Here is a 25,343-nt window from a genome sequence, read left to right as displayed (position 1 = left end):
TCGTCGGACAGGCGCCTAGCACTTTCGTAGCTCATACTCCTAGAATGCGTCGTTTTTAAGAAACAGCCCGTAACAAAACGGCATATCCACCCTTATGAGTTCGCCCGCGTGAAAATCCCTCTTTCCATCCTGAGCCTATTTTTTGCGTTGACAGGGACTGTTATCACGCCAATGACCCACGCTGCGGAAACCACCGCAGCACCACGCGACGCCTCGCAACTCAAGATTGCTTCTGGCAGCGCTCTGCTGATGGATCTGCAGACCAACAAAATCATTTATGCCAACAACCCTGACGTGGTGGTGCCCATCGCCTCGGTCAGCAAACTGATGACGGGCCTGGTGGTGGTTGAAGCCCACCAGAACATGGACGAGTACATCAACGTCGACATCAGCCGCACGCCGGAAATGAAAGGTGTGTTCTCCCGGGTCAAGCTCAATAGCGAGTTGCCACGCAAGAAGATGTTGCTGATTGCACTGATGTCCTCGGAAAACCGCGCGGCCGCCACCCTCGCCCACCATTACCCAGGCGGTTATGTCGCGTTCATTGCCGCAATGAACGCCAAAGCCAAGGCGCTGGGTATGTCCAGCACCCACTTCGTCGAACCTACCGGGCTTTCGCCGCGCAACGTCTCGACGGCTCGCGACCTGAGCAAATTACTGATCGCGGCGCATAAGTACCCGCTGCTGACCGAACTGACTACCACCAAAGAAACCACGGTTGCGTTCCGCAAACCTAATTACACCCTGGGCTTTCGCAACACCGACCATTTGGTGAACAAGCCCAATTGGGACATCAAAATCACCAAGACCGGTTTTACCAACGAGGCCGGTCACTGCCTGGTGCTGGTAACGAGCATGGGCAATCGGCCTGTGGCACTGGTGATTCTCGATGCATTCGGCAAGTACACGCACTTTGCCGACGCCAGCCGGATCCGCAGTTGGGTCGAAACCGGCCGCAGCACCGAAGCCCCCTCCGTGGCCTTGCAGTACAAAGCGGCGAAGAATCTGAAGCATCGTCAGAGTGGCGTGGTTGAGGCCTCCAAGTAGATCCGTGACCTCAACAAAAAGCCCCGATTGATCGGGGCTTTTTTTATCCAAAGGCTAGTCATTGGGCAACGGCATCTGGTCGTCATCCGGAATGCCATCCCCGGCACTCGGGTCTTTGTGGCCCAGCGGATGCTCCGTCGGCACCACCATGGGGCGCGCCAACGGATCCCTCATTGGGCTGTCCGGATCCAGCACAGGGTCGATGTCATCTTCGGGGGTGGTCGGGACGCTGTCCGGACGTTTGTCGTCGAAACTCGAATCGGTAGACATAAACACCTCACTGCACGTCAGGGTTTGAGATCAGCCAGCGGGTCGTAAGGCTTGGCCGGCTTCTTGTCGTCCTCGCCCGGTTTGATATCCCTGGGCGCCTTGGCAGGGCCGACGGGATCGACCTGAGGGTCAGCAAGGTCCGGTGAATCGGGATCGAAATCCAGCTCATGGCCAGACGAATGCTCGGAAGAATGCGGACCGTCTGGGGTAGTTGAATGTGCCATGGACGCCTCCTTGAGTCTGGCCCGGAGAAATCCGGGCTCTACTCATAAGAGGCCGAGGCCACGCGACGGTGCCCTGGAGATGACGAACGGAGCTGCTATTGAGCCTGCAACGCCTTGGTCGCCCGTGCGGCGGCCTGTTCCTGCCCCGCCTGCCCCAGGTCGCTCGCGGCCTTGAGCCAGCGTTGCTCATCGACCCTGGCCGGAATCTGGTTCGGCTTCTGGATCAGCACGGCCCAGCCGCCCGCATCCTTGAAAGAGGACTCAAACGAATTGAAACCCATCAACAAGCGACGGTTCATTCCGGAGCGCAACAGCACCGTCTGCTTCTGCCGGTTGTAGCCGGCGAGGATGGCGTAGCGCGGTTCGGCCCAGAACGCCGAGCCTTCGGTGAAACGCACCATCACCGGATAACCGGCGGCAACCTGGGTCAACAACGCCGGCAAATTACTGTCGAGGGGATACACCACCATGCCGTACTCGCGGGCCAGATTCTGCATGTTCTGCTGCAACTGCGCTTCGGCGCCCGGCAAATGCAGGGGTTTTTCCAGCAGCCCCGGCGTAATCACCACGCCCTGCTGGGACAACATGCTGGCAAGGACTTGTGGCCCGCTTTGATTGGCCTCGCCACGGTAGAACGTACCGCTGAGTTCAACACGCTCCGGCAGCCGCTTGACCTCCGGAGCCACGCTACCGGCGCAGCCCGCCAACACGCCGACGCAACCCATCACCAGCACCGCAGAACGAATCCGAGAAAATACCCGCACCATCATTACTCTCTTGTTCAGACGCCAGGCAATCGCGCCCCCGGCTTGGCCATTGATCATAGGTCGCCACGGGACAGCGGTATAGCCTTAACCGGCAGTTGTTTGCATTCGATAGAGCGAAGTGGTTGGTGACAGGCGACCTTTGGTCAATAGCCTGAAACACAGCAGCGACTAGACTGTCACTTGCATAGCGTGTGTATGCCCGAAGCAGGGCAAAGAGGAGGCACGATGAGCCTGACAATGACAATCGTAATGCTGATTTCCGGCTGGCTGGCCGTGGCCGCCGCCATGTTATGGGGAGTCCTGCGCATCACCCGCCGGCACCATCATCATCCGGTGCAATCGGTCCCCGCCAAACCCGATCAACCGGCGGCACGCCCCGCCACTGCGCACTGACCGACACCTTTCAGCCCGCCAAACAAAAACGGCCGCCTGGACTCTTGCGAGTGCAGGCGGCCGTTCTGTTTAACGCCGACTTTTACGCTTCGGCAGACAAGCGCTTCTGCTTGGCCCGCCGGGACATCATGTTCAACCCCTCGATCGTGGCCGAGAACGCCATCGCCGCATAAACGTAGCCTTTCGGTACGTGAGCGCCAAAGCCTTCGGCGATCAGCGTCATGCCGATCATGATCAGGAAGCCCAGGGCCAGCATCACCACGGTCGGGTTGTCGTTGATGAACCTGGCCAGCGGGTCAGCGGCCAGCAACATCACCAGTACCGACACCACCACCGCGATGATCATGATCGGCAAATGCTCGGTCATGCCGACGGCGGTAATGATGCTGTCGATGGAGAACACCATGTCGAGCATCAGGATCTGCCCGATCGCCGCAGCAAAGCCGAGGCTGACGCCGGAGGTGGCCGACTTCGGATCGTCCGGCGCCGGATCCATGCTGTGATGGATCTCGGTTGTCGCCTTCCACAACAGGAACAGGCCACCGGCGATCAGGATCATGTCCTTCCAGGAGAACGTCTGGCCGAGGATATCGATCACCGGCTCGGTCAACTGCACGATGAAGGCGATGGTGCTCAACAGCGCCAGGCGCAGGATCAGCGCCATGCCGATACCGATGCGGCGGGCTTTCTGCCGGTGTTGCTCGGGCAGTTTATTGGTCAGGATCGAAATGAAGATCAGGTTATCGATGCCGAGCACGATTTCCATGACGATCAACGTGGCCAGGGCGACCCAGGCGGTGGGGCTGGCGGCTAGTTCTACAAGATATTCCATGGGTCAGTCCTGACTCGCTTAAGACGATTTAGATTTCCTGGGACGAAGATTCGGTTTTCTCTTTCTCTTCGGCCGGTTGTTCTTTCTTGCTGATCAGGCCGCCAGTGGCATCACTGAGCGCCTGTTCGGCGGCTTTATGGGTGTCGTCGATCGCCTGTTTGGCGCTCTCGGTGGCCTTGCCCATCAGTTGTTGCGCACTCTTTTCGGCCTGGTCACAACCGGCCAATACCAGTAAAGACGTGATCAGCAGCGCCGTAGCGGTAAGTTTCATGGGATCTCCTCGTTAGAACGGACAGGCGCGAAAAGCCGCCCCGTCGATAGCGAGGCATTCTATGGAGGCAAACACTTCAGGAAAATTCGTATTTTTAACGGTTATACTTCGGGTTTAACGAAGTGTAGGTCGCCATGCTGAATTATCGACAGCTGCATTACTTCTGGGTGGTGGCCAAGACCGGCAGCATCGTGCGCGCCTGCGAGCAGTTGAACCTGACGCCGCAAACCATCAGCGGGCAGATTTCCCTGTTCGAACAAACCTACGGCATCGAGTTGTTTCGCCGGGTCGGGCGCAATCTGGAACTCACCGAAGCCGGGCGCCAGACGTTGCCCTACGCCGAGCAGATGTTCCAGCTCGGTGGCGAACTGGAACTGATGCTGCGCGCCCAGCCCAACGAGCAGCAGATTCTGTTTCGGGTCGGCGTGGCGGATGTGGTGCCCAAATCCATCGTCTATCGACTGATCGCACCGACCATGGAATTGAGCGAACCGCTGCGCATCACCTGTCGCGAGGACAAACTGGAACGCTTGCTCGCCGACCTGGCGATCCAGCGCCTGGACCTGGTGATTTCCGACAGCCCGATGCCGTCGCACCTGGACATCAAGGGCTACAGCCAGAAGCTCGGGGAATGCGGGATCAGTTTCTTTGCGACACAAGAACTGGCGGCGCAGTACGGACAGGACTTCCCGCGCAGCCTGCACGGCGCACCGCTGTTGATTCCCGGGCCGGAAACCGTGGTGCGCAGTCGTTTGCAGCGCTGGTTTGCCGAGCAGCAGATCCAGCCGCGCATCGTCGGTGAGTTTGATGACAGCGCGTTGATGCAGGCGTTCGGTCAATCCGGCAGCGGGATTTTCATCGGCCCGAGCGTGATTGCCGACGAGGTGAGACGCCAATATGGCGTGGAGTTGATCGGCCAGACCGACGCGGTGACCGAGTCGTTCTATGCCATCTCGGTGGAACGCAAGGTCAAGCACCCCGGCATTGTCGCCATTACCGAAGGTGCCCGACGCGAGTTGTTTACTGAGCTATGAGCGGCTCACGGGGCGCCATGGTCATCAGCGCCATGGCCAGCAGGATCGAAGCGAGGATGAAAGCAGCCGCCGCGAAACCCAGGCCACCCAGGCCAAAGGCATTGATCACCCGACCGCCAACCATCGCGCCCAGGCCAATTCCGAGGTTGGCCCCGGCGATGTTCAGCGACGCGGCAAAGGCCGGTGCCTCGGGAGCGGCTTTCATCAAACGCACATGGCTGACCAAAAACAGGGCTGCCTGAGTGATCCCCCAAATGCCCATCGCCGCCGCCAGACCGAGCGGCGACTGAATGTTCGGCACCAATGCAATCAGGCCGGCAATCAGGAACGCGCAGAACATCATCGACGCGATCAGCGGATGACGGTCCACCGCGCGGCCGCCCCACCAGTTGCCGATCAGCCCGACCGCACCGAAGCCCATCAGGCACCAGCCGACCAGCGTGCCGTTGAAACCGGCCAGGCGTTCGAGAATGTCCGCCAGGTAGGTATAAGCGGTGAACATGCCGGTAAACACCAGGATCGACAGCAGCACATGGCCGATCATCAACGGGCTGCGCAGGATTTTGAACTGTGAACGAAAGCTCACCTGGTTCTGATGCAGGAGGGTGCGCGGCAAGTAGATATACAGCAGCAAAGCCTTGGCAATCGCGATCACCGCCAGGATGCCAAAGGCGCTGCGCCAGCCGAATGCATCGGAAATCAGCGTGCCGACCGGAATGCCGAACACCATGGCGCAAACAATGCCAAAGCCGATTTTGGAAATGGCCCGCCCCGCGTGATCCGGCCCGACGATGTCCACTGCGGTCTCACTGGCCAGGGCCCAGAACACCGGCAGGCCCAGCGCCGGAATCAACCGGGCAAAGGCCATCACCCAGATATTCGGCGCGAACGCCGCAACCGTGTTGGCCACGCCGAACATGATCAATATCGAGATAAACAGCTTACGACGCTCGAAGCGGGCGAAGTATGCGGTCAGGAACGGACCAAACGCGGCCACGGTAAAGGCGAACAGCGTCACCAGCAGACCGGCCTGGGGAATGCTGACTTCCAGGTCTCGGGCAATCGCCGGCAACAGGCCAACGATGATGAATTCCGTGGTCAGCACCGTGAAACCGGCGGCCGACAACAGAAGAATGGGCAGCAGCATGTGGAACTCCAGAAAACGACGACAGCAGCGATAGCCCGAAGGCCCGCTGGCAGAACTTGAAAATGAGGAGGGCGAATCTTAACAGAGTGTTTCCCGGCCGGGTTGCACGAACCTGCCGATTGCGTTGAAACCCGAGTGGCAGATCGTCACAGGTCTGAAGGATCGGGACGACCCTGTGATAAAGTCCGCGCCCTGCGATTCGTACACCCTGTTCATCGGCCAGTTGCTGGCATTGATGGCGCGATACTCCCTCGGTTCCTCCATGTGGCCTGCCCCGCTTATTGCTGCGTGACCTGCGGAACCCTGCACCCAAAAAAATCAGAGATACCGTTATGAGCGCTTCATCCCCTTCCCTATTGCACCGTTTGAAACGCACCAGCCTGGTCACGCAAATCATCATCGGCCTGATCGCCGGCATCGCCCTGGCCCTGTTCGCGCCGGAACTGGCGAAGTCCACCGCGTTCATCGGCAAAGTGTTTGTCGCGGCGCTGAAAGCCGTCGCGCCGATTCTGGTATTCGTGCTGGTCATGGCCTCGATTGCCAACCATAAACACGGCCAGGAAACCCACATCCGGCCGATTTTGTTTCTTTATCTATTGGGCACGTTTGCCGCCGCGGTTGTCGCCGTGGTGGCCAGCACGCTGTTCCCGTCGAGCCTGGTGTTAGCCACGCACGATGTCGCGGTGACGGCCCCGGGCGGTATCGGTGAAGTGCTGCAAAGTCTGTTGCTGAGTGTGGTCGACAACCCGGTCAGCGCGCTGATGAACGCCAACTTCATCGGCATTCTGGCGTGGGCGATCGGCATGGGCGTTGCGATTCGCCATGCCGGTGACACCACCCGCGAAGTGCTCGGTGACCTGTCCAACGGCGTGACCTTGATCGTGCGCCTGGTGATCCGTTTTGCGCCGCTGGGGATTTTCGGCCTGGTGGCTTCGACCCTGGCCACCTCAGGCTTCGGTGCGTTGATCGGCTACGTGCACCTGCTGGCCGTGTTGCTCGGCTGCATGCTGTTCGTGGCGCTGGTGATGAACCCGGCCATCGTGTTCTGGAAGCTGCGACGCAACCCGTATCCGCTGGTGCTGATATGCCTGCGGGAAAGCGGCATTACCGCATTCTTCACCCGCAGTTCGGCGGCGAACATTCCGGTGAATCTGGAATTGAGCAAGCGCCTGGGATTGCATGAAGACACCTACTCGGTGTCGATCCCGCTCGGTGCGACCATCAACATGGCTGGCGCGGCGATCACGATTACCGTGCTGACCCTGGCGGCCGTGCATACCCTGGGGATTGCCGTGGACATTCCAACGGCGATTTTGCTCAGCGTTGTCGCGGCGATTTGTGCCTGTGGTGCTTCGGGTGTGGCGGGTGGTTCGTTGTTGCTGATTCCACTGGCGTGCAGTCTGTTTGGCATTCCGAGTGAGATTGCCATGCAGGTGGTGGCGGTGGGTTTCATCATTGGTGTGTTGCAGGATTCGGCGGAGACGGCGTTGAATTCGTCTACCGATGTGTTGTTCACAGCCGCAGCGTGTTTGGGTGAAGACGAAAAAGCCCAACGTCTGGCCTGATACCCCACCTCTGTAGGAGCCAGGCTTGCCGGCGAAGGCGATCTTGAGTACGCCTTCGCCGGCAAGCCTGGCTCCTACAAAGGCAAAGGAAAACGAAAAAGCCCGCCAAGGCGCAAACCTTGGCGGGCTTTTTTGTAGCCGGGTGGTTTAGAACGCGCCCATGTAATCGCGCTTGCCCACTTCCACACCGTTGTGACGCAGCAAGGCGTAGGCAGTGGTGACGTGGAAGAAGAACTGCGGCAGGCCGTAGCTCAACAGGTAAGCCTGGCCGCTGAAGCGCTTCTCTTTCGGCGTGCCTGGACGGGTGATGATCTCGATGCCTTCCTTGCCATCGATCTGCTCGGGCTTGATCTCGCCGATGTAGGCCAGCACCTTGCTGATCAGTGCTTGCAGCTCGGCGAAGGTGGTTTCGGTGTCTTCGTACTTCGGCACTTCGACTTCGGCCAGACGCGAAGAAACGCCCTTGGCGAAATCAACGGCGATCTGCACCTGACGCACCAGCGGGAACATGTCCGGGTACAGGCGGGCTTGCAGGAACGCGTTCGGGTCGATGTTTTTCGCGGTGGCGTGGGCTTCAGCCTTGTTCAGAACGTCGCTCAGGGCGGTGAGCATTTGTTTGAAAACCGGGACGGAAGCGGCGTACAGGGAAATGGTCATGGCAGTCTCGTGTTGTGGCGGGTGTGAAAACGTGGAGCGATTATAGCCATGCTTGATGACCGGGCGGCTTGCCTTTTGTTCGGCAAGGATTAGGCTAGGCGGCTTCGACTGCATGCTTCGACAGCAAAGGGAAAAGCGCGAATGAGCACTGAGCAAGAGACGACCTTCGACGAGCCGCGCCTCAACAGCACGGAAATCCGCATTCTGGGCGCCTTGATCGAGAAACAGGCCACCAGCCCGGAAACCTATCCGCTGACCCTCAATGCGCTGGTGATTGCCTGTAACCAGAAAACCAGCCGCGAACCGGTGATGAACCTGACCCAGGGCCAGGTCGGCCAGAGCCTGCGCGCCCTCGAAGGTCGCGGGTTTACCCGACTGGTGATGGGCAGCCGTGCCGACCGCTGGGAACACAAGGTGGACAAGGCGCTGGAGCTGGTGCCGGCCCAGGTGATCCTGACCGGGCTGTTGTTTCTGCGCGGCCCGCAAACCGTGAATGAACTGCTGACCCGCAGCGGCCGCATGCATGAGTTTGAAGATGCCGAGCAAGTGGTGCATCAGCTGGAGCGCTTGATCGCTCGCGGTCTGGCGCTGTTGATTCCGCGTCAGGCGGGGCAGCGTGAAGACCGCTATATGCATGCACTGGGCGATCCGGCGGACATCGAAGTGATTCTGGCGGCACGGCAGAACCCGACGGAACGTGGCGCTGGCGGCGGCGTGTCGGTGGAGCGGATCGAAGAGCTGGAGGCGCGGATTGCGGCGCTGGAAGAGCGCCTGGCGCGTCTCGAATAATGAGGCTGTCCGTAGCAGCTGCCGAGCCTGCGAGGCTGCGTTCGAGGACGAAGTCCTCGCAAATCCTGCGCTCGCGGTTTAGCTGAAATGACCGTGGAGCCCGTTTTACGACTGCTTCGCAGTCGGACGCAGCCTCGCAGGCTCGGCAGCTACTACACAAATCGGATTAATCCGGGAATGTTATTCGCCGTCCCAGTAGTCGATGCCGTCGGCCTGCCTGGCTACGGCGACGAAACCTGAAGTGTTGCCTTCGGCGTCCACTTTGAAATCATCCATGACCACGTACTTGCCGGAATCCGGGTACTCGCAAATCTCCGGCGATTGCTGAGTACTGACCACCAGATAACGCAATTCGGCATTGCTGCTGTTGATGATCTGATGCGCCGCTTCCGGACCACCCGGCGGGCAAGCGATCACGTCGCCGGCGCGGATCGGAAAGCGCTCGGCGCCGAGGCGCACCTCGCCTTCCCCGGCCACGACGTAAAACATCTCCTCGTTGACCCGATGGCTATGAAACGGACTGCCGCGCATCCCCGGTTCCAGCGCATACAAGCGATAACCGAGCTTCTGCGCGCCCAGTTGCTGGCCGATGCGGGCCATGCGCTGTTGATAACGGTCGGCGGTGTCGCCGGTCGGGGCCACCGCTTCAGGCAGCGGCAACAGTTCGGCCTGATCCAGATTGAGAATGGCGGGATGCATGGAGACCTCGATCACGGTTTTTTAGTGTTGGAGGCAAGTCTTGGCTTGCTGGCGAGCAGTATAGGCTGGGGTGTGGGTTTGTCTGCGGGACCGAGGCGCGGCCGTTCGCGGGCACGCCTCGCTCCCACAGGGGCCGGTGATAACCCGTAGGAGCGAGGCTTGCCCGCGAAGGGGCCAGCAAAGCCAAGCCATTAACTGAAATCAGCTCCGGGCAAACGCCACCGCAGCCTGGAACTGCTCATCCGTCGGCCGGACACCGGTATAAAGCACAAACTGCTCCAACGCCTGGATCGCGATCACTTCCAGCCCGGTGATCACCCGCTTGCCTTCGGCTCGACCACGCACAATCAGCGGTGTTTCCGAGGGGATCGCTACCACATCGAACACGGTCTCTGCAGACTTGATCACTTCAGCGTCGAACGCCAGTTGATCAGCCTCTGGCCCGCCGGTCATGCCGATGGGCGTGACGTTGATCAGCATCTGCGGGCGCTTGGCTCCGAGTTCCGCTTGCCATTCATAGCCCAGCGACTCGGCTAAAGCCTGCCCGGCGCGCTCATTGCGGGCCACGATCAGGCCGTTGGCGTAACCGCCATCGCGCAAGGCACTGGCCACCGCTTTCGCCATGCCACCGCTGCCGCGCAAGGCAAAGGTCGAGTCCTTGGGCACCTGGTGAGTTTCAAGCAACTGGGCGATGGCGATGTAATCGGTGTTGTAGGCCTTTAGATGGCCGTCGGTGTTGACGATGGTGTTGATCGACTGAATGGCGGCCGCTGAGGCGTCCAGTTCATCGACCAGCGCGATGCAGGCTTCCTTGAATGGCATCGACACGCCGCACCCGCGAATGCCCAGGGCGCGAATGCCACCGACCGCGCCGGTCAGGTCTTTGCTGCTGAAGGCCTTGTAGTAAAAATTCAGCCCCAACTGTTCGTACAGATGATTGTGAAATCGCAGGCCAAAGTTCCCGGGGCGCCCTGAGAGCGACATGCACAGCTGGGTGTCTTTGTTGGGGTTCATCTGCATGAAACTTCTCCTTTCAATGCACTTTCGGATAGACGGGATTAGCCATTCCATCCTGTTCTGTTCGATCATAAGGCCTGTCTGCACGGGGCTTTGCAGGACCGTAAGGAAGCCGGTACAGACCTTACACAAAATTTACCAAACGGCTGTGCAGTTTTTCAAAAAAGCGCTGTCTTAGAAGTATCCCCGCGACAATCCTTGGGTCTATTGCAGATTCAAGCGCCGGGTCGAAGAACCGAGGAATTATCATGATCCGTAAAATCCCCACAGTAGCCTTGTTGATCGGTGTACTGGCTGTCGCAGGGCAGGCAGAAGCCCATGGCGGTGGCGGCTGGCAAGGTCCAGCGGTGTTTGGTGCGATCGTTGGCTCGGCCATCGTCGGCTCGGCCCTTATTAACGCCAATCGGCCAGTCTATGTAGAGCAGGCGCCGGTTTACGTTCAGCCACAACCGGTTTACGTACAACAACCGCCACCACCGGTTTATTACCAGCCGGCCCCGGTTTATGTGCAGCAGCCGGTGTACTACCGCCCGGCGCCGGTTTATTACGGCCCGCCCCGCGGCTATTACGGCCGCCCCCACGGTTACTATGGTGGCCCACGCTACTAACTGACTTATCAGGCCCCGCCTTAAAAGCGGGGCCTTTTTTATGCCCGCCAGTCGGGCGAGGTCTGAATAAATCTCGTCAAGGTCGCTGTCGGGACAGTGTCGGCAGGTAAAGTAGGCAAGATTGACTCGACCGCCCTTCCCTTGCTTTAGGAAAAACGGTCATATTTATGTCATGACAGGTCCGCACAGTTGGAGCTGTCCGTAAACAACAGGTTGATAAAAACAAGGACGACCTCATGCCCACGCAAAACCCGCATCGCAATGTCGGCTTGTGCACTTCCAGCAAGGTGTACAACGCACTGACCGAACTCAAGCACCTGGAAGGCCATCGCAGCGCCAAGTTTCTTTCGCTGCTGGCCGAAAACCTGGTGCGCAAAGGCCTGCTCAATGAGCAGGAAGTGGTGCATATGCTCGATCTGGTCGTGGATTGACCGCCACACTCGCTGGCATCAATGACCACTATCGAGAACGTTGATTATCCGTTGAACCGCCTGGACCGTAAGGTAGCCCCATAGATTGATGGAGGTACTTATGTCTCAGGTTCAGATCATGTCCGTTATCGGCAGCGCCGTTCCCGCATCACTCAGAGAGCTGGGATTGCTCGCCTGTTGGTATGTGATGCGCGACGGCGAACCGATCAGCGGCCCGCTCACCTCGCTTCCCGCCGCCCAAGCCCTGTCGCAACGCATCGGCACGGTTCAGCTCATTGCCTAAGGCAACTGCACCCGCGGTTTGGTTTCGATGAAGATCGCCCAGCTCGACATGAAGAGCGCGGCGATCAGCGGCCCGATGACAAACCCGTTCAGACCGAACACGGCCATGCCGCCCAGGGTCGAGATCAGGATCATGTAGTCGGGCATCTTCGTGTCCTTGCCCACCAGGATCGGCCGTAGCACGTTATCCACCAGGCCAATCACGAACACCCCGAACAGCCCCAGCACCACGCCCTGCCAGATCGCGCCGCTGAGCAGGAAGTACAACGCCACCGGCGCCCAGACAATCCCCGCCCCCACCGCTGGCAACAGCGACAGAAACGCCATCAATACCGCCCAGAGCAACGCACTGGAAATGTCCAGGAACCAGAAAATCAAACCACCCAACGCGCCCTGTGTGATCGCCACCAGCAGGTTGCCTTTGACGGTGGCCCGCACCACGCGATTGAACTTGAGCTGCAAACGGCGTTTCTGGTGTTCTTGCAACGGTACGGCGGTACGGACTTTACGCGCCAGTTCGGCGCCGTCCCGCAGAAAGAAGAACAACAGGTACAGCATGATGAAAAAGCTGACGATGAACTCGAACGTGCCTTGGCCAAACGTGACCACCTGCGCGGCCACAAACTGACTGCCCTGCATCGCGCCCTTGACGACTTTGTCCTGCAAGCCTTTCAACTCACCGACACCGAACCGATCGAGCAAATGCTGGAAATACGGCGGCAAGCCATGCTTGAACTGCGACACATAGGCGGCAATGTCCAGCTCTCCGCTTTCAATGCGGCTGTACAGCGACGCCCCCTCCTGAACCAGCAAAACGCTGATGATGATCACCGGCAGAATCGCGATCACCAGGCATATACCCAACGTGCACAGCGACGTCAGGTTGCGCTGCCAGCCGAATTTCAATTGCAGGCGCCGTTGCAACGGCGCGAACACGATGCCGAGGATGACGGCCCAGAACACCGCGCCGTAAAACGGCAGCAGGATCCCGATAAACGCCAGGGTGACCACCAGCAGCAAGACGAGCAGCGATCTGTTTTGTAGCGCGGTTTCTTTCATGTCCGATCCATGTCAGTGCAAAGGACGCAGGTGCGCGTCTGATGCTTAGTCCGCCACGGTTCGCGCGAGTGCCATCCGTTTGTTCAACAAGCATAGATCCAGTTCGATAAACCCACGGTGATCAGGCTGAAGGTGACCAGAAGTTGGGCTAGCAGCTGGTTATTTGGCCCGTTTCAATCCTGTTGACACGCCCTTTGTCCGACCGGGTCCACAGCCAGTTATAGACGTCATAGCCGCCTTCGCACTTACCTTTCTTTGTGCCTTGGAAGTCGAAAGTCCGCCATGCGCCAGCCTGATGTGAAGGCATCCCAAGCACGCTTTGAATTTCCAGGTCCATGGTGCCCAGCCATAGCTGATTGGCGAGTGACGGCGGCTGCAGCTGTACCGGTAACGCAGGACAATCTTTGCTCGACCGTACAGTCTTGAGTTGCTCGGCAACAACACCCGTCACAGCGTGTTCATCACCCCCCATCTCACCGTTCGAGATGATCCAGATCCGCACTCCGGCACTGGGTTGGCTGTAGCACAACCAGTACTCACTACCACCTGCATCGCCTCGATGCGCGATGGTGCCAATGGACGCTTCGCTCATCACCTGCGCCAGCGTTGTTTTCTCGAATTGAATAACGAACGTCCCAAGCATTAGGTTTTCTGAAGGCGCTTCCTTCAGAGAGGCCGGCCATCCGACCGCATCGAATGCTTCCTTGGGCGGGGGAACAGCGGCTGTCGCACCGAAGGCGACACTGAAGAGTCCAAAAAATAACGTTGACCGATTCATAGCGCTCCTTTGTTTGCTGGCGACACAACTTCAACCACGTGCACTGTCAGTCATCGCTCACTTGAAATCTGCTGTAGCCGAACTGATCTGCAACACTTGCCAAAAGTGCCTCAGACGCTTGCAGTTCTTCAAATAATATTGCCTGTGCCCTCTCCATTGCTTGTGCGGCAGATCGCTTTAGTTCGACCTCTCGATTAAATGCGGACTCGACTTTCACCTTTCGTACCCACTCAGAGGAACTCATATTCGCACTGTCCGTGACGGCTGATGGCTTCGATGTTCATTGAACCTTTCGGTAGTGTATGTAGGAAATTTCCCAAACCATCATCCGCGGCGATTTGACACCTTTATTGAAGCCGCAAACTTGTTCCGCTCCTGGATATATCTAAGGTATTTATGCCGGTAGCCGTCGACTTTTATGCCGACGGCTACGGTGATCACGCTGAAGTTTTATGTCTTGCTCAACTGTTCCCACAAGAAGCCATAGGTCAGCGCGTCCATGTGCGCCGACTGCGCATTACTGGCAGCACCGCCGTGGCCGCCTTCGATGTTCTCGTAGTACGTCACGTTCTTGCCGGCCTCGATCATCTTCGCGGCCATCTTGCGTGCATGGCCCGGATGCACGCGGTCATCGCGGGTCGATGTCAGGAACAACACCGGCGGGTAGGACCTGGCCGAATCGAACAGGTGGTAGGGCGAGAAAGTCTGGATGTAGGCCCACTCTTGCGGCACGTCCGGATTGCCGTACTCAGCCATCCACGAAGCCCCGGCCAATAGCTGGTTGTAACGCTGCATATCGAGCAGCGGCACCTGCACCACCACCGCACCGAACAGTTCCGGGTACTGCGTCAGCATATTGCCCGTCAGCAGGCCGCCGTTACTCCCGCCCTGCACGCCCAGGTGTTGCGCCGAGGTGATCCTGCGAGTGATCAGGTCTTGGGCCACGGCCGAGAAATCCTCATAGGCGCGCGGACGATTTTCCTTCAGCGCCGCCTGATGCCAGCGCGGGCCATACTCGCCACCACCGCGGATGTTGGCGACCACATAGACGCCGCCCTTCGACAGCCAGGCGCGTCCCAGGCCTCCGGAATAATCAGGCGTCAACGAGACCTCAAAACCGCCGTAGCCGTACAAGAGCGTCGGCGCGGTGCCGTCCAGTTTCAGGTCTTTCGGGCGCACCAGGAAGTACGGCACGCGGGTGCCATCCCTGGACACGGCGAAGTGCTGTTCGACCACCTGATGGCTGGAATCAAAAAACGCCGGCATGGTCTTCAGCGCTTCCGGCGCCTGGCCGATCTCGGCCAGAAACAAGGTAGTCGGCGTCAGGTAGTCGGCCGAGGTCAGCCAAACCGCGTCGCTGTCGTCGCTGTCCACGGCGCGGGCGTCCACGGTGCCGAAGTTCGGCGCTCCCGTGAACTCACTGCGCTGCCAGCCGTTCTCGCCGGGTGTCAGCACACTCAGGCGATTCTTGACGTCATTGAGTTCGTTCAGGACCAGATGATTTCGGGTGCAGATGACCCCAGCCAGGGAACTGGAAGGGGTGGGTGCGAACAGCACGTCAACGTTGCGCTGGCCAGCCATGAAATCGTCAAACCTGATCGCCAACAGCGAACCGGACGCGTATCCCTCGCCCATTTCCCAGTCATCGCGCAATTCCAGCAGCAGCCAGTCCCGGTGCACCCACTTGCTCGCCGAGTTCGGCGCATCGATCTTCGTCAGCGTGTTGTCCTTGCTACGCAGGTACATCTCGTCGTTGTAGAACGCCAGCGTGCGGCAGACAAAATCGCGCTCGAAGCCCGGCGTATCATCGTGCATGGCCGAGATGTACAGGTCGTCCGGCTGGCCTTCGTAGACCACGCTGGCGGCGCTGAGCGGGGTACCGCGCGCCCACTGTTTGACCACTCGCGGATAACCGGAACTGGTCAACGTGCCGTCACCGAAATCGGTGTAGACATAAACAGTGTCCAGGTCGATCCAGCCCAGGCCACCCTTGGCCTCGGGCAGCTGGAAGCCGTTGTCGACCCAGCACTTGGTGCTCAAGTCGAATTCACGGGTGACGCTGGCATCGGCACCACCGCGTGACAGCGCGATCAGGCAGCGTTGGTAGTCTGGATGCAAGCAGTCGGCGCCTTGCCAAACCCAGTTCTCGCCTTCGGCCTCGTTCAGTGCGTCGATGTCGAGTACCGTCTCCCACTCCGGCTGCGGCGTGCGGTATTCCTCCAGCGTGGTGCGACGCCAGAGCCCCCGAGGGTGGGCCGCGTCCGTCCAGAAGTTGTAATAGCAGGGACCGATTTTCTGTACGCCGGGAATCCGCGTATCCGAGTCGAGCACCGCCAGCAGCTCGGCTTCCATCTGCTTGAAGCTGTCGGACTGGGCGAGCCGGGCCTGGGTCCTGGCGTTCTGAATGTGCACCCATTCAAGCGACCGGGTGCCCTCGACGTCTTCAAGCCAAAGGTAAGGATCGCTGCCGCTGGCAGGCTCCAGGGCAGAGACCGCATCGGCGGCGATGAGGTCGGATTGGATGAGTTTTGACATCAGTGGCCTTCATTGGGACAAAGTCAGAGGCCACGAATGCTAACACTCTATACAAACTCATATGGGTGCAGCCCCCCGCACGACGTCCTGTCAGTGATCGATCCTCAACGCCTCGGTCAGCCGGTTGGCCGGGTAATTTTCATCGTAGATGATATCGGTGATGCGCCAGCCTTCCGGCGTCTTGCGCAACAGCACTTTGGTGTCATAGAAGGTCTTGTCGCCCAGCGCGGCCCAGGCCAGTTCTGAATGGGCGATCTCCCCCCACTGACGGGTTTCTAAAATCCGATATTGATCAACCCGATCCTGGAAACCGGTGATGAGCGTGTTGTCGACAAAAGCAGGCTTGTCTCCGGGATGCGCCTTGATTTGCCTGTCGCGTTCGACTTTCGCTTCAGCCAACAGACGAATAACGGCCGGGTCAAACAGTGGCTTGGCATCCTCGACCTTCAACAAAGCGCTATAGCCCTCCTTGAAGCCGTTCTTGAGATACCAGTCCGCCAGTTTTTTTACAGTGGCCTCGGGCGTATTGGCTTCAACTGAGCATCCCAGCAAGACCAGTCCCATAACGACCAGGCTGAGAGCTTGATAGAACTTCTTCGGTAATGGCATGGGGTCTCTCTTTCTTTCGATATTGTTCATGGAAATGACCGGATGACGCCGCATCAATAGCTGTCGGGCGTCCCCTCAGCGGGCGATACGCCGTGCATCCAGCCAACTCAATAAATCCTCGCGACCCATGGGCCGTGCGCACAGATAGCCTTGCCCTTGGGTACACCCGAGCGCCAACAGCTCCTGACGCTGTTCTTCGGTCTCAATGCCTTCGATGACCACCGACATGCCCAGGGCTTCACCCAGGGCCAGCGTGCTGCTGATGACGGCTCGACAACGTGGTCTGTGTTTGAGGCTGCGGACAAATTCGCCATCGAGTTTTATCTCGTTGAAAGGCAACTGACACAGGCGTTGCAACGACGAAAATCCTGCGCCGAAGTCATCGATGGAGAGCTGGCAGCCCATCATCCGCAAGCGCACCAGGCTTTCCATGGCCGTTGCCGGCTCTTCCAGCAAACCCGTTTCGGTCAGCTCGAACGTCAGGTCGCAACCCGATGCACCGTGGGCGTCCAGAATCGTTTTGATGCTTGAAACAAGCCCAGGACTGGTCAGTTGTGCGGGCTGCAAATTGAACGCGACGTTGAGGTGATGGCCTCGCTCCCGAGCGTGTTGTTGCAGGTTCAGTCCTTGATGCAACAGCAGGAACAACAGTTCATCCATCAACCCGCCCTGCTCCATCACGGGCATGAATACCGAGGGCGGCAGCACGCCTTTGACGGGGTGATGCCATCGCGCCAGAACCTCGACACCTTGAACCCCGTCGGTCAGCAGATCGAATTTCGGCTGGAAATAAGCGTGCAGTTGCTGATCGTCAAGCGCCCGACGCATAGCCTCCTGACTGGCCAGCGTCGTCACCGAAGGAAAAGGTCGCGCGTGCCTTGCCAACAACTCCTGCAACGCATCAAGCCGCAAGGGTTTGCCGATGTCGCCGAGCATCACCAGTCCCGACAACGCAATGATCTTCCGCACGCTACGACGCAAATCCGCCGACAGCGCGCTGCTGATTATGATCGACCCCACCAGCCCGGACAGACCTGCGCTACGCAAGAATTCCAGGCCGCCCATGCCTTGCATTCGCAGGTCGCACAACGCGATATCGACCGGCCCCACTCGCTCGAGAATGGCCAGCGCTTGCGCACCGTCGGCGGCGACAAAAACTTCCCGGCAGCCCAATTGCCGAAGCATGTCGAGCGCAGCCGAACGCTGGAAGGAATGATCCTCAAGGACCAGAACGCGTAGCGGGAGCATGGGCATCTTGGGTGGCTCGCAGGGTGATGGAGTAATCAGGCACGAGGATTACGATTGGGGCGGTGTCAGCAGCCCTTTGATCAGCGGCGAAAAGTACGCCACTTGAAGGGGATAATCGCGCCCCAGCAATTTGCCTTCGCCATACCAGGTGATACCGCTCTGGTTGAGGATCAGACCGTTGCTGCCAAACTCGAATACGCTGCCCAGGGAACTGCTGAACACGAAGCGGCTGTCATCCATTTCCACCAGCTTGTACTGCGTGCCCGCAGGCGGCAGTTGATCCTTGATCCGTTGCAGGTAAGTCGGTGCCAGCCGATCAAACAACTGCCTGGCGCGCTCACGATATTGGGGAACGGTTAAACCGGGACTGCGTTGCAACTCGGCGGCGATCACTGCAAACACATCGGCATTGGCCCGCGCCTCCGCCAGCTTGATCGACAGCGCCGCGGCCAACAGCGCGTTATCGACCTGCAGCGAAGATTTCTCCGGCTGCCCATTGGCCGCCGGTGTCGTGACCGGGCGCATGAACTCCGCCGCATCGACCGTCGACAACACGGTGGTCGCCAGATACGCCGCACACGCCGTGGTCTGCCCCGCCTGATCACCGTTGACCAACAGCGAGAACTGGCTGCCGTGGGTGGGCAACGTTTGTGCATCGACCCCTTGTTGCTTGAGGAAGGCGTTGACCTGCTCCTGTTTCACCTCGCCCCGGGCCAGCGCGCAAAGCTGCTCCATCACCGGCGTATTACGCTGACCGTTGAACTTCGGTGACAGCTCGAATATCGCATCATGAATCACCGGCAACGCGGGAACGTCGATCCAGTTGCCAGGGACATCCGTCGGCTTGTTGGCCAGGAACTTGTCGTAACCGGCCAACGCCAGCAGGGTGATCAGCGTGGTGACGAAAATCGATTTCATGTTCATAGTTTTTGCCTGAGAAAAAGTCGGATAGAGAAGTATCAAAAACAGCCATCACCACTGGTAACCAACGCCCACGGCTACGCCGACATTGCGTTGAGTGTCGGTACTGCCCTGCACCTTGGTCAGCCACCGGCCATTGCCGGACAAATGTGAAACACCGAAAGCCAACGCCGCTTGACCGCGATAGGTACTGGCGGCCGCCGTCGTCATGCTGGCGCCCGGCGAGTAAGACTGCGGCAAGCTGGCCATCGCCATGGCACCGGCAATCCCCGCGCTGAGCGTTTCATCCTGCTTCTTGATGTCATTTTTCAGCTCCGAATAACGCTGGTCGGTGTAGGCATTCGCGTTGTCGGTGATGCCCGCCACGCTCTTGGTCAACTGGTCGACGTTCACCGCGTCCGTGCCGCTGGTACCTGCCGCGATGTTGGTAAGCTGCCGCTCGTTGCCCACGCTGCCGACCGATACGCTGTTCTCGCGATCAGCCACCGCATTGGCGCCCAGTGCCGTGGCGTTTTTGGCGCTCGCCTTGGCACCGTTGCCCAGGGCGACCGAGTTTTCCCCGCTGGCCTGCGACTGGGTGCCCACCGCCGCACTGTTTTTGCCCGACGCCATCGCCCCCGCACCACCGGCTATCGAATCGACACCGGTGGCTTTCGGCTTGGCGGCCGCGCTGCCGTTGCTCACCTGGAACATGCCGTCGGTGCCGTTCTTGATGTTGGAGACATCGCCCTCGACAGTGCTGATGCGGGCGCCCTGCTGAACCGCAGCGCCATTGAGATTGGCGATCGAGTCATCCGTGTACTGCTTCGATTCGGCGACCGCACCATCGAGCTGCCGCACGTTGACCGCATCGGTGGCGTCCTTGCCGTCGGCAACGTTGCTGACAGTGCGAGTTGTGCCGGTCGCCGCATCGCCCACCGACACCGTGCCCGAGCTCACGTTGTTCACCCCGGAATACTGGCCGGTGTAAGTCTCCGCCCCTCGCCCCCCATCGCTGGAATCGCTGCCCAGTGCAACGCTGCCGTCAGCGGAAGCCTTGGCACCGTTGCCTATCGCCACCGAGTGGCTACCCGATGCTTGCGCGTTGGGGCCCAAGGCCATCGAGTTGGAGCCGCTGGCCGCCGAGTCGGCGCTGCTGGAATTGACGTGCAGATACTTGATCCCGCCGCCCGAGCCAATGACGCTCTCAAGGCCGCCGACCCGACCATCGAGGTTGGTGATGTTCGTGGTGTTTTGATCCACTTGATCGCCGACCGATTTCAGTTGCGCCACATTGACCGCGTCGTTGTCCTGCGTACCCGCCGACAGCCCGGTCAGCTTGCGATTGCCCGCCGCAGTACCGATGCCGATTTCACCGACCGATGTCTGCGGAGCCGCCAAGTGATAGGCGCTGTAACCCGATTCGGCGCCGACTGAGGTCAGCGAATCCGATCCCAACGCCACGCTCATGGCCTGGCTCGCATTGGCCCCTGCGCCCAAGGCAACGCTGCCTGTAGCGGAAGCGCTGGCGCCGCTGCCTATCGCCTCCGAGGCATTACCCGACGCCTGAGCATTGGGGCCCAAGGCCATCGAGTCGATACCGGTGGCCGCCGAGTCGACGCCGGTCGAGTTGACGTGCAAATACTTGATGCCACCACCGGAGCCAACAAGACTCTCGAGGCCGCCGACCCGACCGTCCAGGTTGGTAATGCTCGTGGTGTTTTGATCCACCTGATCACCCACCGATTTCAGTTGCGCCACGTTGACCCCGTCATTGTCCTGGGTGCCTGCCGCCAGCCCGGTCAACTTGCGATTGCCCAGCGCCGTACCGACGCCGATCTCGCCGACCGATGTCTGCGGAGTCGCCAAGCGATAGGCGCTGTAATTCGTCTCGGCCCCAACCGTGTTCACCGAACTTGAGCCCAACGCCACGCTCATGGCCTGACTCGCATTGGCCCCGGCGCCCAACGCCACTGATTGCTCTGCACCTGCTTGGGCCGCGCTGCCCATGGCGATACCGGAGGCGAGCAACACCTGGGTATTGCGGCCGATGGCAATGCCACCAGCACCGGCCAGACCGACAGTGGCTTGGTTGCCGATACCAATGCCGTTGTCGCCGTTGACCACGGTGGCCGGACCGACCGCAACCGACTCTGCACCGGTGGACAGTGAGTCCGCAGGGTTCGTCGAATTGGTGTGAAAATAACGGGTGCCGGTCGAACTCAAGGAGCCCATCGCCCCGGTCAATTGACGCAGGGTCACGGCGTCGTGATCCTGGGTGGCGTCCGCCACGTTGGTGATCTGCCGGTAGCTGCCGGCCTTGCCCACCGAAACCGAGCCGAGCAAGGTAGCGTCCGAGGTGTCATAAACGATCGCGCCACTACCGACCGGGATAGTGCCGGTGGCGGGTGCCAGGGCACGGTCGGCGACCGAACCTTCACCCAGAGCGATACCGCCCAAGACCTGAACCTGACTCAGATGCCCAAGCGCCAGACCACCATCAGCGGTGGCGTTGGAACCCGAGCCGGCGGCAAACGAATTGGCGCCTGCGGCGATGGACACCGGCCCGATTGCCACGCTGTCCACGCCGGTTGCGGTGCTGTCGGCGAGCGTCGAGTTGCTGTGGAAATACTTGATACCGGTGCCGTTGTTGAGAAGGCTGTCGACCTGAGTCCCCAACCCATTGACCGCGGTGTTGGTGGAGAACAACTGACTGCCGTTGACCGCGTCCGTGCTAGTCGCAGAGACCTGACCGGCGGCCACGTTGGTGATTTGTCGTTCGTTGCCAGCGCTGCCGACGCTCAATACGCCGGTCGGTGCAGCGCCGGCGTAATTGTAGGTGGTGCCATTGATCACACCCGAGGCGGTAGCGACAGCAGCGGCCGTGGTGGCGCCGTTGCCCAGGGCGACCGAATTGGCGGTGCCCGCCACGGCACCATTGCCGATGGCCACCGCGTTAGTTGCAGATGCATTGGCCGTCGGACCGACAGACACGCTGTCCAGACCGGTCGCAGTGCTGTCGGCGAGCGTCGAGTTGCTGTGGAAATACTTGATACCGGTGCCGTTGTTGAGAAGGCTGTCGACCTGAGTCCCCAAGCCATTGACCGCGGTGTTGGTGGAGAACAATTGGCTGCCGTTGACCGCATCGGTACTGGCCGCAGACACCTGCCCGGCTGCCACGTTGGTGATCTGCCGTTCATTGCCAGCGCTGCCGACGCTCAGTACGCCAGTCGGTGCAGCACCGGCGTAATTGAAGTTGGCGCCGTTGATCACACCCGAGGCGGTAGCGACCGCGGCAGCCGTGGTGGCGCCGTTGCCCAAGGCGATGGAGTTGGCGGTGCTAGCGATGGCGCCGTTGCCGATCGCGACCGCATTCGCTGCAGTCGAACTCGAAGCGGGGCCGACGGCCACGCTGTCCACACCGGTTGCGGTGCTGTCGGCGAGCGTCGAGTTGCTGTGGAAATACTTGATGCCGGTGCCATTGTTGAGGAGGTTGTTTACCTGAGTCCCCAAGCCGTTGACCGCAGTGTTGGTGGAGAACAACTGGCTACCGTTGACCGCATCGGTGCTGGCCGCAGACACCTGCCCTGCTGCCACGTTGGTGATCTGCCGTTCATTGCCGGCGCTGCCCACGCTCAGTACGCCAGTCGGTGCAGCACCGGCGTAATTGAAGTTGGCGCCGTTGATCACACCCGAGGCGGTAGCGACCGCGGCAGCCGTGGTGGCGCCGTTGCCCAAGGCGATGGAGTTGGCGGTGCTAGCGATGGCGCCGTTGCCGATCGCGACCGCATTCGCTGCAGTCGAACTCGAAGCGGGGCCGACGGCCACGCTGTCCACACCGGTTGCGGTGCTGTCGGCGAGCGTCGAGTTGCTGTGGAAATACTTGATGCCGGTGCCATTGTTGAGGAGGTTGTTTACCTGAGTCCCCAAGCCGTTGACCGCGGTGTTGGTGGAGAACAATTGGCTGCCGTTGACCGCATCGGTACTGGCCGCAGACACCTGCCCGGCTGCCACGTTGGTGATCTGCCGTTCATTGCCAGCGCTGCCGACGCTCAGTACGCCAGTCGGTGCAGCACCGGCGTAATTGAAGGTGGTGCCGTTGATCACACCCGAGGCGGTAGCGACAGCGGCAGCCGTGGTGGCGCCGTTGCCCAAGGCGATGGAGTTGGCGGTGCTAGCGATGGCGCCGTTGCCGATCGCGACCGCATTCGCTGCAGTCGAACTCGAAGCGGGGCCGACGGCCACGCTGTCCACACCGGTTGCGGTGCTGTCGGCGAGCGTCGAGTTGCTGTGGAAATACTTGATTCCGGTGCCATTGTTGAGGAGGTTGTTTACCTGAGTCCCCAAGCCGTTGACCGCAGTGTTGGTGGAGAACAACTGGCTACCGTTGACCGCATCGGTGCTGGCCGCAGACACCTGCCCTGCTGCCACGTTGGTGATCTGCCGTTCATTGCCGGCGCTGCCGACGCTCAGTACGCCGATCGGTGCCGTCCCCGCATAGTTGTAGGTTGTGCCGTTGATCACGCTGGAGGCGGTGGCGACAGCGGCAGCCGTGGTGGCGCCGTTGCCCAGGGCGACGGAATTGGCGTCGCCCGCCACCGCGCCATTGCCGATAGCCACCGCGTTCGTCGCGGTGGAACTGGCCGCCGGACCGACAGCCACGCTGTCCTGACCGGTCGCGCTGCTGTCGGCCAGCGTTGAATTGGTGTGGAAATACTTGATCCCGCCGCCGTTGCTGAGGCTATTGACGGTTTGGTTGGTCGCGAACAATTGCGCGCCGTTCACGGCATCGGTGCTGGTGCCGTTCAACGTGCCGGCGGCGACGTTGGTCAACTTGACCGCCGTACCTGCCGGGTTGAAGGTCACTTGAGTCTTGGTGGTGGCGTCGTCGTATTTCACCGCCACGGCAGCGGTGTTGGTCACGCTGGTATTGAGGTTGGTCAATGCCGCGCCGACGTTGTTGCTGACTAACGGACCGGTGTTGGTGCCGTTCACGCTGATGCTGTTGGTGGAATAACTAGGCGCCGTCCATGTCCCCGCAGTCCCATTCAGTGCCGCGCCGCCGCCCAGGGCTGTCGCCGTGTCCTGCCCCACTTTATTCAGTTGGCTGACATTGACCGCATCAGTGGCCTGACTGCCAGCAGCAAGACCGGTAAGGCGACGGCCGTCGGCACCGTTGCCGATGTTCACTTCGCCGCCTGCCGTCGCCGTGCCGCCAACGCCATAAGCCGCGTTAGCCAGCGTAGTGCCAGTGGCGGATGAGTTAGCACCGAGCGCGACGCCGTTTGCCACGGTCGCACTCGCGAGCGGGCCGATGGCCACGCTGTCCAGGCCGGTCGCGGTGCTGTCGGCCTGCGTCGAATTGGCATGGAAATACTTGATGCCCGCGCCATTGTTGATGCTGTTAAGGGTTTGGTTGGTTGCGAACAATTGCGAGCCGTTCACCGCTTCGGTGCTGGTGCCGCTCAAGGCACCGGCCGCGACATTGGTCAACTTGACCGAAGTCCCTGCCGGGTTGAAGGTCACCTGAGTCTTGGTAGTGGCGTCGTCGTATTTCACCGCCACGGCGGCAGTGTTGGTCAGGCTGGTATTGAGGTTGATCAGCGCCGCGCCGACGTTAGTGCTGACTAGCGGACCGGTATTGGTCCCGACAGCGTTGATGCTGTTGGTGGAGTAGCTCGGCGCCGTCCACGCCCCGGTGGCGGCATTGACTGCCGCACCGCCACCCAGCGCAGTCGCCGTGTTTTGACTGTCTGTAAACAATTGGCTGCCATTCACAGCATCGGTACTGGTGGCGTTCAAGACACCGACCGCGATATTGGTCAGCTTGACCGCCGTACCCGCCGGGTTGAAGGTCACCTGGGTTTTGGTAGCGGCGTTGTCGTATTTCACCGCGACGGCGGCCGTGTTGGTCAGGCTGGTGTTGAGGTTGGTCAGTGCCGCGCCGACATTGTTGCTGATTAACGGGCCGGTGCTGGTGCCGACAGCGTTGATGCTGTTGGTGGAGTAACTGGGAGCGGTCCATGCCCCGGTGGTCGCATTAAGTGCCGCGCCGCCGCCCAGGGCTGTCGCCGTACTCTGGCCTAATTGATTGAGTTGACTGACGTTGACGGCGTCCGTCGCACTGGCACCGGCGGCAAGACCGGTAATACGGCGGCCGTTGACGCCGTTGGCGATGTTC

At 60.2% G+C, this 25,343-nt stretch carries 23 protein-coding genes and 1 pseudogene; 8 read left to right on the top strand and 16 right to left on the bottom strand.

The window, feature by feature from the left end:
- Positions 1 to 108 precede the first annotated feature (108 nt).
- Entirely contained in the window at positions 109 to 1,047 is a 939-nt protein-coding gene (gene pbpG, locus HKK53_RS31305) for a D-alanyl-D-alanine endopeptidase (protein WP_169373958.1), read from the top strand.
- A gap of 54 nt (positions 1,048 to 1,101) precedes the next feature.
- Here pbpG and HKK53_RS31300 read toward each other — a convergent pair whose 3' ends face one another.
- The 3 genes from HKK53_RS31300 to HKK53_RS31290 all read right to left on the bottom strand — a co-directional run bounded on the left by HKK53_RS31300 (position 1,102) and on the right by HKK53_RS31290 (position 2,365).
- Positions 1,102 to 1,317, bottom strand: coding sequence for a hypothetical protein (locus HKK53_RS31300; RefSeq protein WP_169373957.1), 216 nt, complete (start codon positions 1,315 to 1,317; stop codon positions 1,102 to 1,104).
- A gap of 17 nt (positions 1,318 to 1,334) precedes the next feature.
- Positions 1,335 to 1,541, bottom strand: coding sequence for a DUF6021 family protein (locus HKK53_RS31295; protein ID WP_133838817.1), 207 nt, complete (start codon positions 1,539 to 1,541; stop codon positions 1,335 to 1,337).
- Between the two features lie 95 nt (positions 1,542 to 1,636).
- Entirely contained in the window at positions 1,637 to 2,365 is a 729-nt protein-coding gene (locus HKK53_RS31290) for a peptidase C39 family protein (protein WP_169373956.1), read from the bottom strand.
- A 180-nt stretch (positions 2,366 to 2,545) separates the two neighbouring features.
- Here HKK53_RS31290 and HKK53_RS31285 point away from each other — a divergent pair, with 180 nt between their 5' ends.
- Positions 2,546 to 2,701, top strand: a complete 156-nt coding sequence (locus tag HKK53_RS31285) for a hypothetical protein (protein ID WP_169368747.1) — start codon at positions 2,546 to 2,548, stop codon at positions 2,699 to 2,701.
- An 82-nt stretch (positions 2,702 to 2,783) separates the two neighbouring features.
- Here the strand turns inward: HKK53_RS31285 and HKK53_RS31280 are convergent, their stop codons facing one another.
- Positions 2,784 to 3,533, bottom strand: coding sequence for a TerC family protein (locus HKK53_RS31280; RefSeq protein ID WP_169373955.1), 750 nt, complete (start codon positions 3,531 to 3,533; stop codon positions 2,784 to 2,786).
- Positions 3,534 to 3,561: 28 nt separating this feature from the next.
- Positions 3,562 to 3,804 carry a hypothetical protein gene (locus HKK53_RS31275; RefSeq protein ID WP_169373954.1) on the bottom strand — a complete coding sequence of 81 codons (243 nt, stop codon included), beginning with the start codon at positions 3,802 to 3,804 and terminating at the stop codon, positions 3,562 to 3,564.
- Between the two features lie 134 nt (positions 3,805 to 3,938).
- Here HKK53_RS31275 and nhaR point away from each other — a divergent pair, with 134 nt between their 5' ends.
- Complete coding sequence (gene nhaR / locus HKK53_RS31270) at positions 3,939 to 4,838, top strand: transcriptional activator NhaR (protein WP_169373953.1); 900 nt, start codon at positions 3,939 to 3,941, stop codon at positions 4,836 to 4,838.
- Here nhaR and HKK53_RS31265 read toward each other — a convergent pair.
- Positions 4,825 to 5,985, bottom strand: a complete 1,161-nt coding sequence (locus HKK53_RS31265; RefSeq protein WP_169373952.1) for an MFS transporter — start codon at positions 5,983 to 5,985, stop codon at positions 4,825 to 4,827. The genes nhaR and HKK53_RS31265 overlap by 14 nt on opposite strands.
- Positions 5,986 to 6,317: 332 nt before the next feature.
- On the opposite strand from HKK53_RS31265, the gene sstT reads away from it, so the two are divergent.
- Positions 6,318 to 7,550: a serine/threonine transporter SstT gene (gene sstT / locus HKK53_RS31260; RefSeq protein WP_169373951.1), complete on the top strand. Its 1,233-nt coding sequence runs from the start codon at positions 6,318 to 6,320 to the stop codon at positions 7,548 to 7,550.
- Between the two features lie 147 nt (positions 7,551 to 7,697).
- Here sstT and HKK53_RS31255 read toward each other — a convergent pair whose 3' ends face one another.
- Positions 7,698 to 8,207 (bottom strand): DUF1993 domain-containing protein, encoded by a 510-nt coding sequence (locus tag HKK53_RS31255; RefSeq protein ID WP_169373950.1) that lies wholly within the window; start codon positions 8,205 to 8,207, stop codon positions 7,698 to 7,700.
- Positions 8,208 to 8,348: 141 nt separating this feature from the next.
- On the opposite strand from HKK53_RS31255, the gene HKK53_RS31250 reads away from it, so the two are divergent.
- Positions 8,349 to 8,996, top strand: coding sequence for a YceH family protein (locus tag HKK53_RS31250; protein WP_133838825.1), 648 nt, complete (start codon positions 8,349 to 8,351; stop codon positions 8,994 to 8,996).
- 180 nt (positions 8,997 to 9,176) lie between these two features.
- Here HKK53_RS31250 and HKK53_RS31245 read toward each other — a convergent pair whose 3' ends face one another.
- Both HKK53_RS31245 and HKK53_RS31240 read right to left on the bottom strand, forming a co-directional pair.
- The gene (locus HKK53_RS31245) at positions 9,177 to 9,695 is read right to left on the bottom strand and encodes a cupin domain-containing protein (protein ID WP_169373949.1); all 519 of its coding nucleotides are present in this window, start codon (positions 9,693 to 9,695) and stop codon (positions 9,177 to 9,179) included.
- A 201-nt stretch (positions 9,696 to 9,896) separates the two neighbouring features.
- The gene (locus HKK53_RS31240) at positions 9,897 to 10,715 is read right to left on the bottom strand and encodes a shikimate 5-dehydrogenase (RefSeq protein ID WP_169373948.1); all 819 of its coding nucleotides are present in this window, start codon (positions 10,713 to 10,715) and stop codon (positions 9,897 to 9,899) included.
- Between the two features lie 245 nt (positions 10,716 to 10,960).
- On the opposite strand from HKK53_RS31240, the gene HKK53_RS31235 reads away from it, so the two are divergent.
- The 3 genes from HKK53_RS31235 (at position 10,961) to HKK53_RS31225 (ending at position 12,034) form a co-directional block, all read left to right on the top strand.
- Positions 10,961 to 11,320, top strand: coding sequence for a hypothetical protein (locus tag HKK53_RS31235; protein WP_149662255.1), 360 nt, complete (start codon positions 10,961 to 10,963; stop codon positions 11,318 to 11,320).
- A 236-nt stretch (positions 11,321 to 11,556) separates the two neighbouring features.
- Positions 11,557 to 11,751 carry a hypothetical protein gene (locus tag HKK53_RS31230; protein WP_123409983.1) on the top strand — a complete coding sequence of 65 codons (195 nt, stop codon included), beginning with the start codon at positions 11,557 to 11,559 and terminating at the stop codon, positions 11,749 to 11,751.
- Between the two features lie 100 nt (positions 11,752 to 11,851).
- On the top strand, positions 11,852 to 12,034 hold the full coding sequence (locus tag HKK53_RS31225) for a hypothetical protein (RefSeq protein ID WP_169373947.1): 183 nt from the start codon (positions 11,852 to 11,854) through the stop codon (positions 12,032 to 12,034).
- Here the strand turns inward: HKK53_RS31225 and HKK53_RS31220 are convergent.
- The 7 genes and pseudogenes from HKK53_RS31220 to HKK53_RS32830 form a co-directional block, all read right to left on the bottom strand.
- Positions 12,031 to 13,092 (bottom strand): AI-2E family transporter, encoded by a 1,062-nt coding sequence (locus tag HKK53_RS31220; RefSeq protein ID WP_169373946.1) that lies wholly within the window; start codon positions 13,090 to 13,092, stop codon positions 12,031 to 12,033. The genes HKK53_RS31225 and HKK53_RS31220 overlap by 4 nt on opposite strands.
- A gap of 148 nt (positions 13,093 to 13,240) precedes the next feature.
- Entirely contained in the window at positions 13,241 to 13,870 is a 630-nt protein-coding gene (locus HKK53_RS31215) for a hypothetical protein (RefSeq protein WP_169373945.1), read from the bottom strand.
- Between the two features lie 450 nt (positions 13,871 to 14,320).
- Positions 14,321 to 16,405, bottom strand: coding sequence for a prolyl oligopeptidase family serine peptidase (locus HKK53_RS31210; RefSeq protein ID WP_169373944.1), 2,085 nt, complete (start codon positions 16,403 to 16,405; stop codon positions 14,321 to 14,323).
- A gap of 90 nt (positions 16,406 to 16,495) precedes the next feature.
- The gene (locus HKK53_RS31205; protein WP_169373943.1) at positions 16,496 to 17,044 is read right to left on the bottom strand and encodes a hypothetical protein; all 549 of its coding nucleotides are present in this window, start codon (positions 17,042 to 17,044) and stop codon (positions 16,496 to 16,498) included.
- Positions 17,045 to 17,089: 45 nt separating this feature from the next.
- Positions 17,090 to 18,262 carry an EAL domain-containing response regulator gene (locus HKK53_RS31200; protein WP_336604949.1) on the bottom strand — a complete coding sequence of 391 codons (1,173 nt, stop codon included), beginning with the start codon at positions 18,260 to 18,262 and terminating at the stop codon, positions 17,090 to 17,092.
- 48 nt (positions 18,263 to 18,310) lie between these two features.
- On the bottom strand, positions 18,311 to 19,186 hold the full coding sequence (locus HKK53_RS31195) for a hypothetical protein (RefSeq protein WP_169373941.1): 876 nt from the start codon (positions 19,184 to 19,186) through the stop codon (positions 18,311 to 18,313).
- 48 nt (positions 19,187 to 19,234) lie between these two features.
- Positions 19,235 to 25,303: pseudogene (locus HKK53_RS32830) on the bottom strand (YadA-like family protein); the annotation flags it as partial.
- Positions 25,304 to 25,343: the final 40 nt, after the last annotated feature.

It is taken from the genome of Pseudomonas sp. ADAK7 (assembly GCF_012935675.1).
GTDB lineage: Bacteria > Pseudomonadota > Gammaproteobacteria > Pseudomonadales > Pseudomonadaceae > Aquipseudomonas.
Note: the sequence above shows the minus strand (reverse complement) of the source record. Positions and strands in the feature narration are given on the sequence as shown.

What these genes read in the sequence shown, in the direction of transcription:
- HKK53_RS31300 (WP_169373957.1), bottom strand. Translation starts at nt 1,317, where the DNA reads ATGTCTACCGATTCGAGTTTCGACGACAAACGTCCGGACAGCGTCCCG.
- HKK53_RS31295 (WP_133838817.1), bottom strand. Translation starts at nt 1,541, where the DNA reads ATGGCACATTCAACTACCCCAGACGGTCCGCATTCTTCCGAGCATTCG.
- HKK53_RS31290 (WP_169373956.1), bottom strand. Translation starts at nt 2,365, where the DNA reads ATGATCAATGGCCAAGCCGGGGGCGCGATTGCCTGGCGTCTGAACAAG.
- HKK53_RS31285 (WP_169368747.1), top strand. Translation starts at nt 2,546, where the DNA reads ATGACAATCGTAATGCTGATTTCCGGCTGGCTGGCCGTGGCCGCCGCC.
- HKK53_RS31280 (WP_169373955.1), bottom strand. Translation starts at nt 3,533, where the DNA reads ATGGAATATCTTGTAGAACTAGCCGCCAGCCCCACCGCCTGGGTCGCC.
- HKK53_RS31275 (WP_169373954.1), bottom strand. Translation starts at nt 3,804, where the DNA reads ATGAAACTTACCGCTACGGCGCTGCTGATCACGTCTTTACTGGTATTG.
- nhaR (WP_169373953.1), top strand. Translation starts at nt 3,939, where the DNA reads ATGCTGAATTATCGACAGCTGCATTACTTCTGGGTGGTGGCCAAGACC.
- HKK53_RS31265 (WP_169373952.1), bottom strand. Translation starts at nt 5,985, where the DNA reads ATGCTGCTGCCCATTCTTCTGTTGTCGGCCGCCGGTTTCACGGTGCTG.
- sstT (WP_169373951.1), top strand. Translation starts at nt 6,318, where the DNA reads ATGAGCGCTTCATCCCCTTCCCTATTGCACCGTTTGAAACGCACCAGC.
- HKK53_RS31255 (WP_169373950.1), bottom strand. Translation starts at nt 8,207, where the DNA reads ATGACCATTTCCCTGTACGCCGCTTCCGTCCCGGTTTTCAAACAAATG.
- HKK53_RS31250 (WP_133838825.1), top strand. Translation starts at nt 8,349, where the DNA reads ATGAGCACTGAGCAAGAGACGACCTTCGACGAGCCGCGCCTCAACAGC.
- HKK53_RS31245 (WP_169373949.1), bottom strand. Translation starts at nt 9,695, where the DNA reads ATGCATCCCGCCATTCTCAATCTGGATCAGGCCGAACTGTTGCCGCTG.
- HKK53_RS31240 (WP_169373948.1), bottom strand. Translation starts at nt 10,715, where the DNA reads ATGCAGATGAACCCCAACAAAGACACCCAGCTGTGCATGTCGCTCTCA.
- HKK53_RS31235 (WP_149662255.1), top strand. Translation starts at nt 10,961, where the DNA reads ATGATCCGTAAAATCCCCACAGTAGCCTTGTTGATCGGTGTACTGGCT.
- HKK53_RS31230 (WP_123409983.1), top strand. Translation starts at nt 11,557, where the DNA reads ATGCCCACGCAAAACCCGCATCGCAATGTCGGCTTGTGCACTTCCAGC.
- HKK53_RS31225 (WP_169373947.1), top strand. Translation starts at nt 11,852, where the DNA reads ATGTCTCAGGTTCAGATCATGTCCGTTATCGGCAGCGCCGTTCCCGCA.
- HKK53_RS31220 (WP_169373946.1), bottom strand. Translation starts at nt 13,092, where the DNA reads ATGAAAGAAACCGCGCTACAAAACAGATCGCTGCTCGTCTTGCTGCTG.
- HKK53_RS31215 (WP_169373945.1), bottom strand. Translation starts at nt 13,870, where the DNA reads ATGAATCGGTCAACGTTATTTTTTGGACTCTTCAGTGTCGCCTTCGGT.
- HKK53_RS31210 (WP_169373944.1), bottom strand. Translation starts at nt 16,405, where the DNA reads ATGTCAAAACTCATCCAATCCGACCTCATCGCCGCCGATGCGGTCTCT.
- HKK53_RS31205 (WP_169373943.1), bottom strand. Translation starts at nt 17,044, where the DNA reads ATGAACAATATCGAAAGAAAGAGAGACCCCATGCCATTACCGAAGAAG.
- HKK53_RS31200 (WP_336604949.1), bottom strand. Translation starts at nt 18,262, where the DNA reads ATGCTCCCGCTACGCGTTCTGGTCCTTGAGGATCATTCCTTCCAGCGT.
- HKK53_RS31195 (WP_169373941.1), bottom strand. Translation starts at nt 19,186, where the DNA reads ATGAACATGAAATCGATTTTCGTCACCACGCTGATCACCCTGCTGGCG.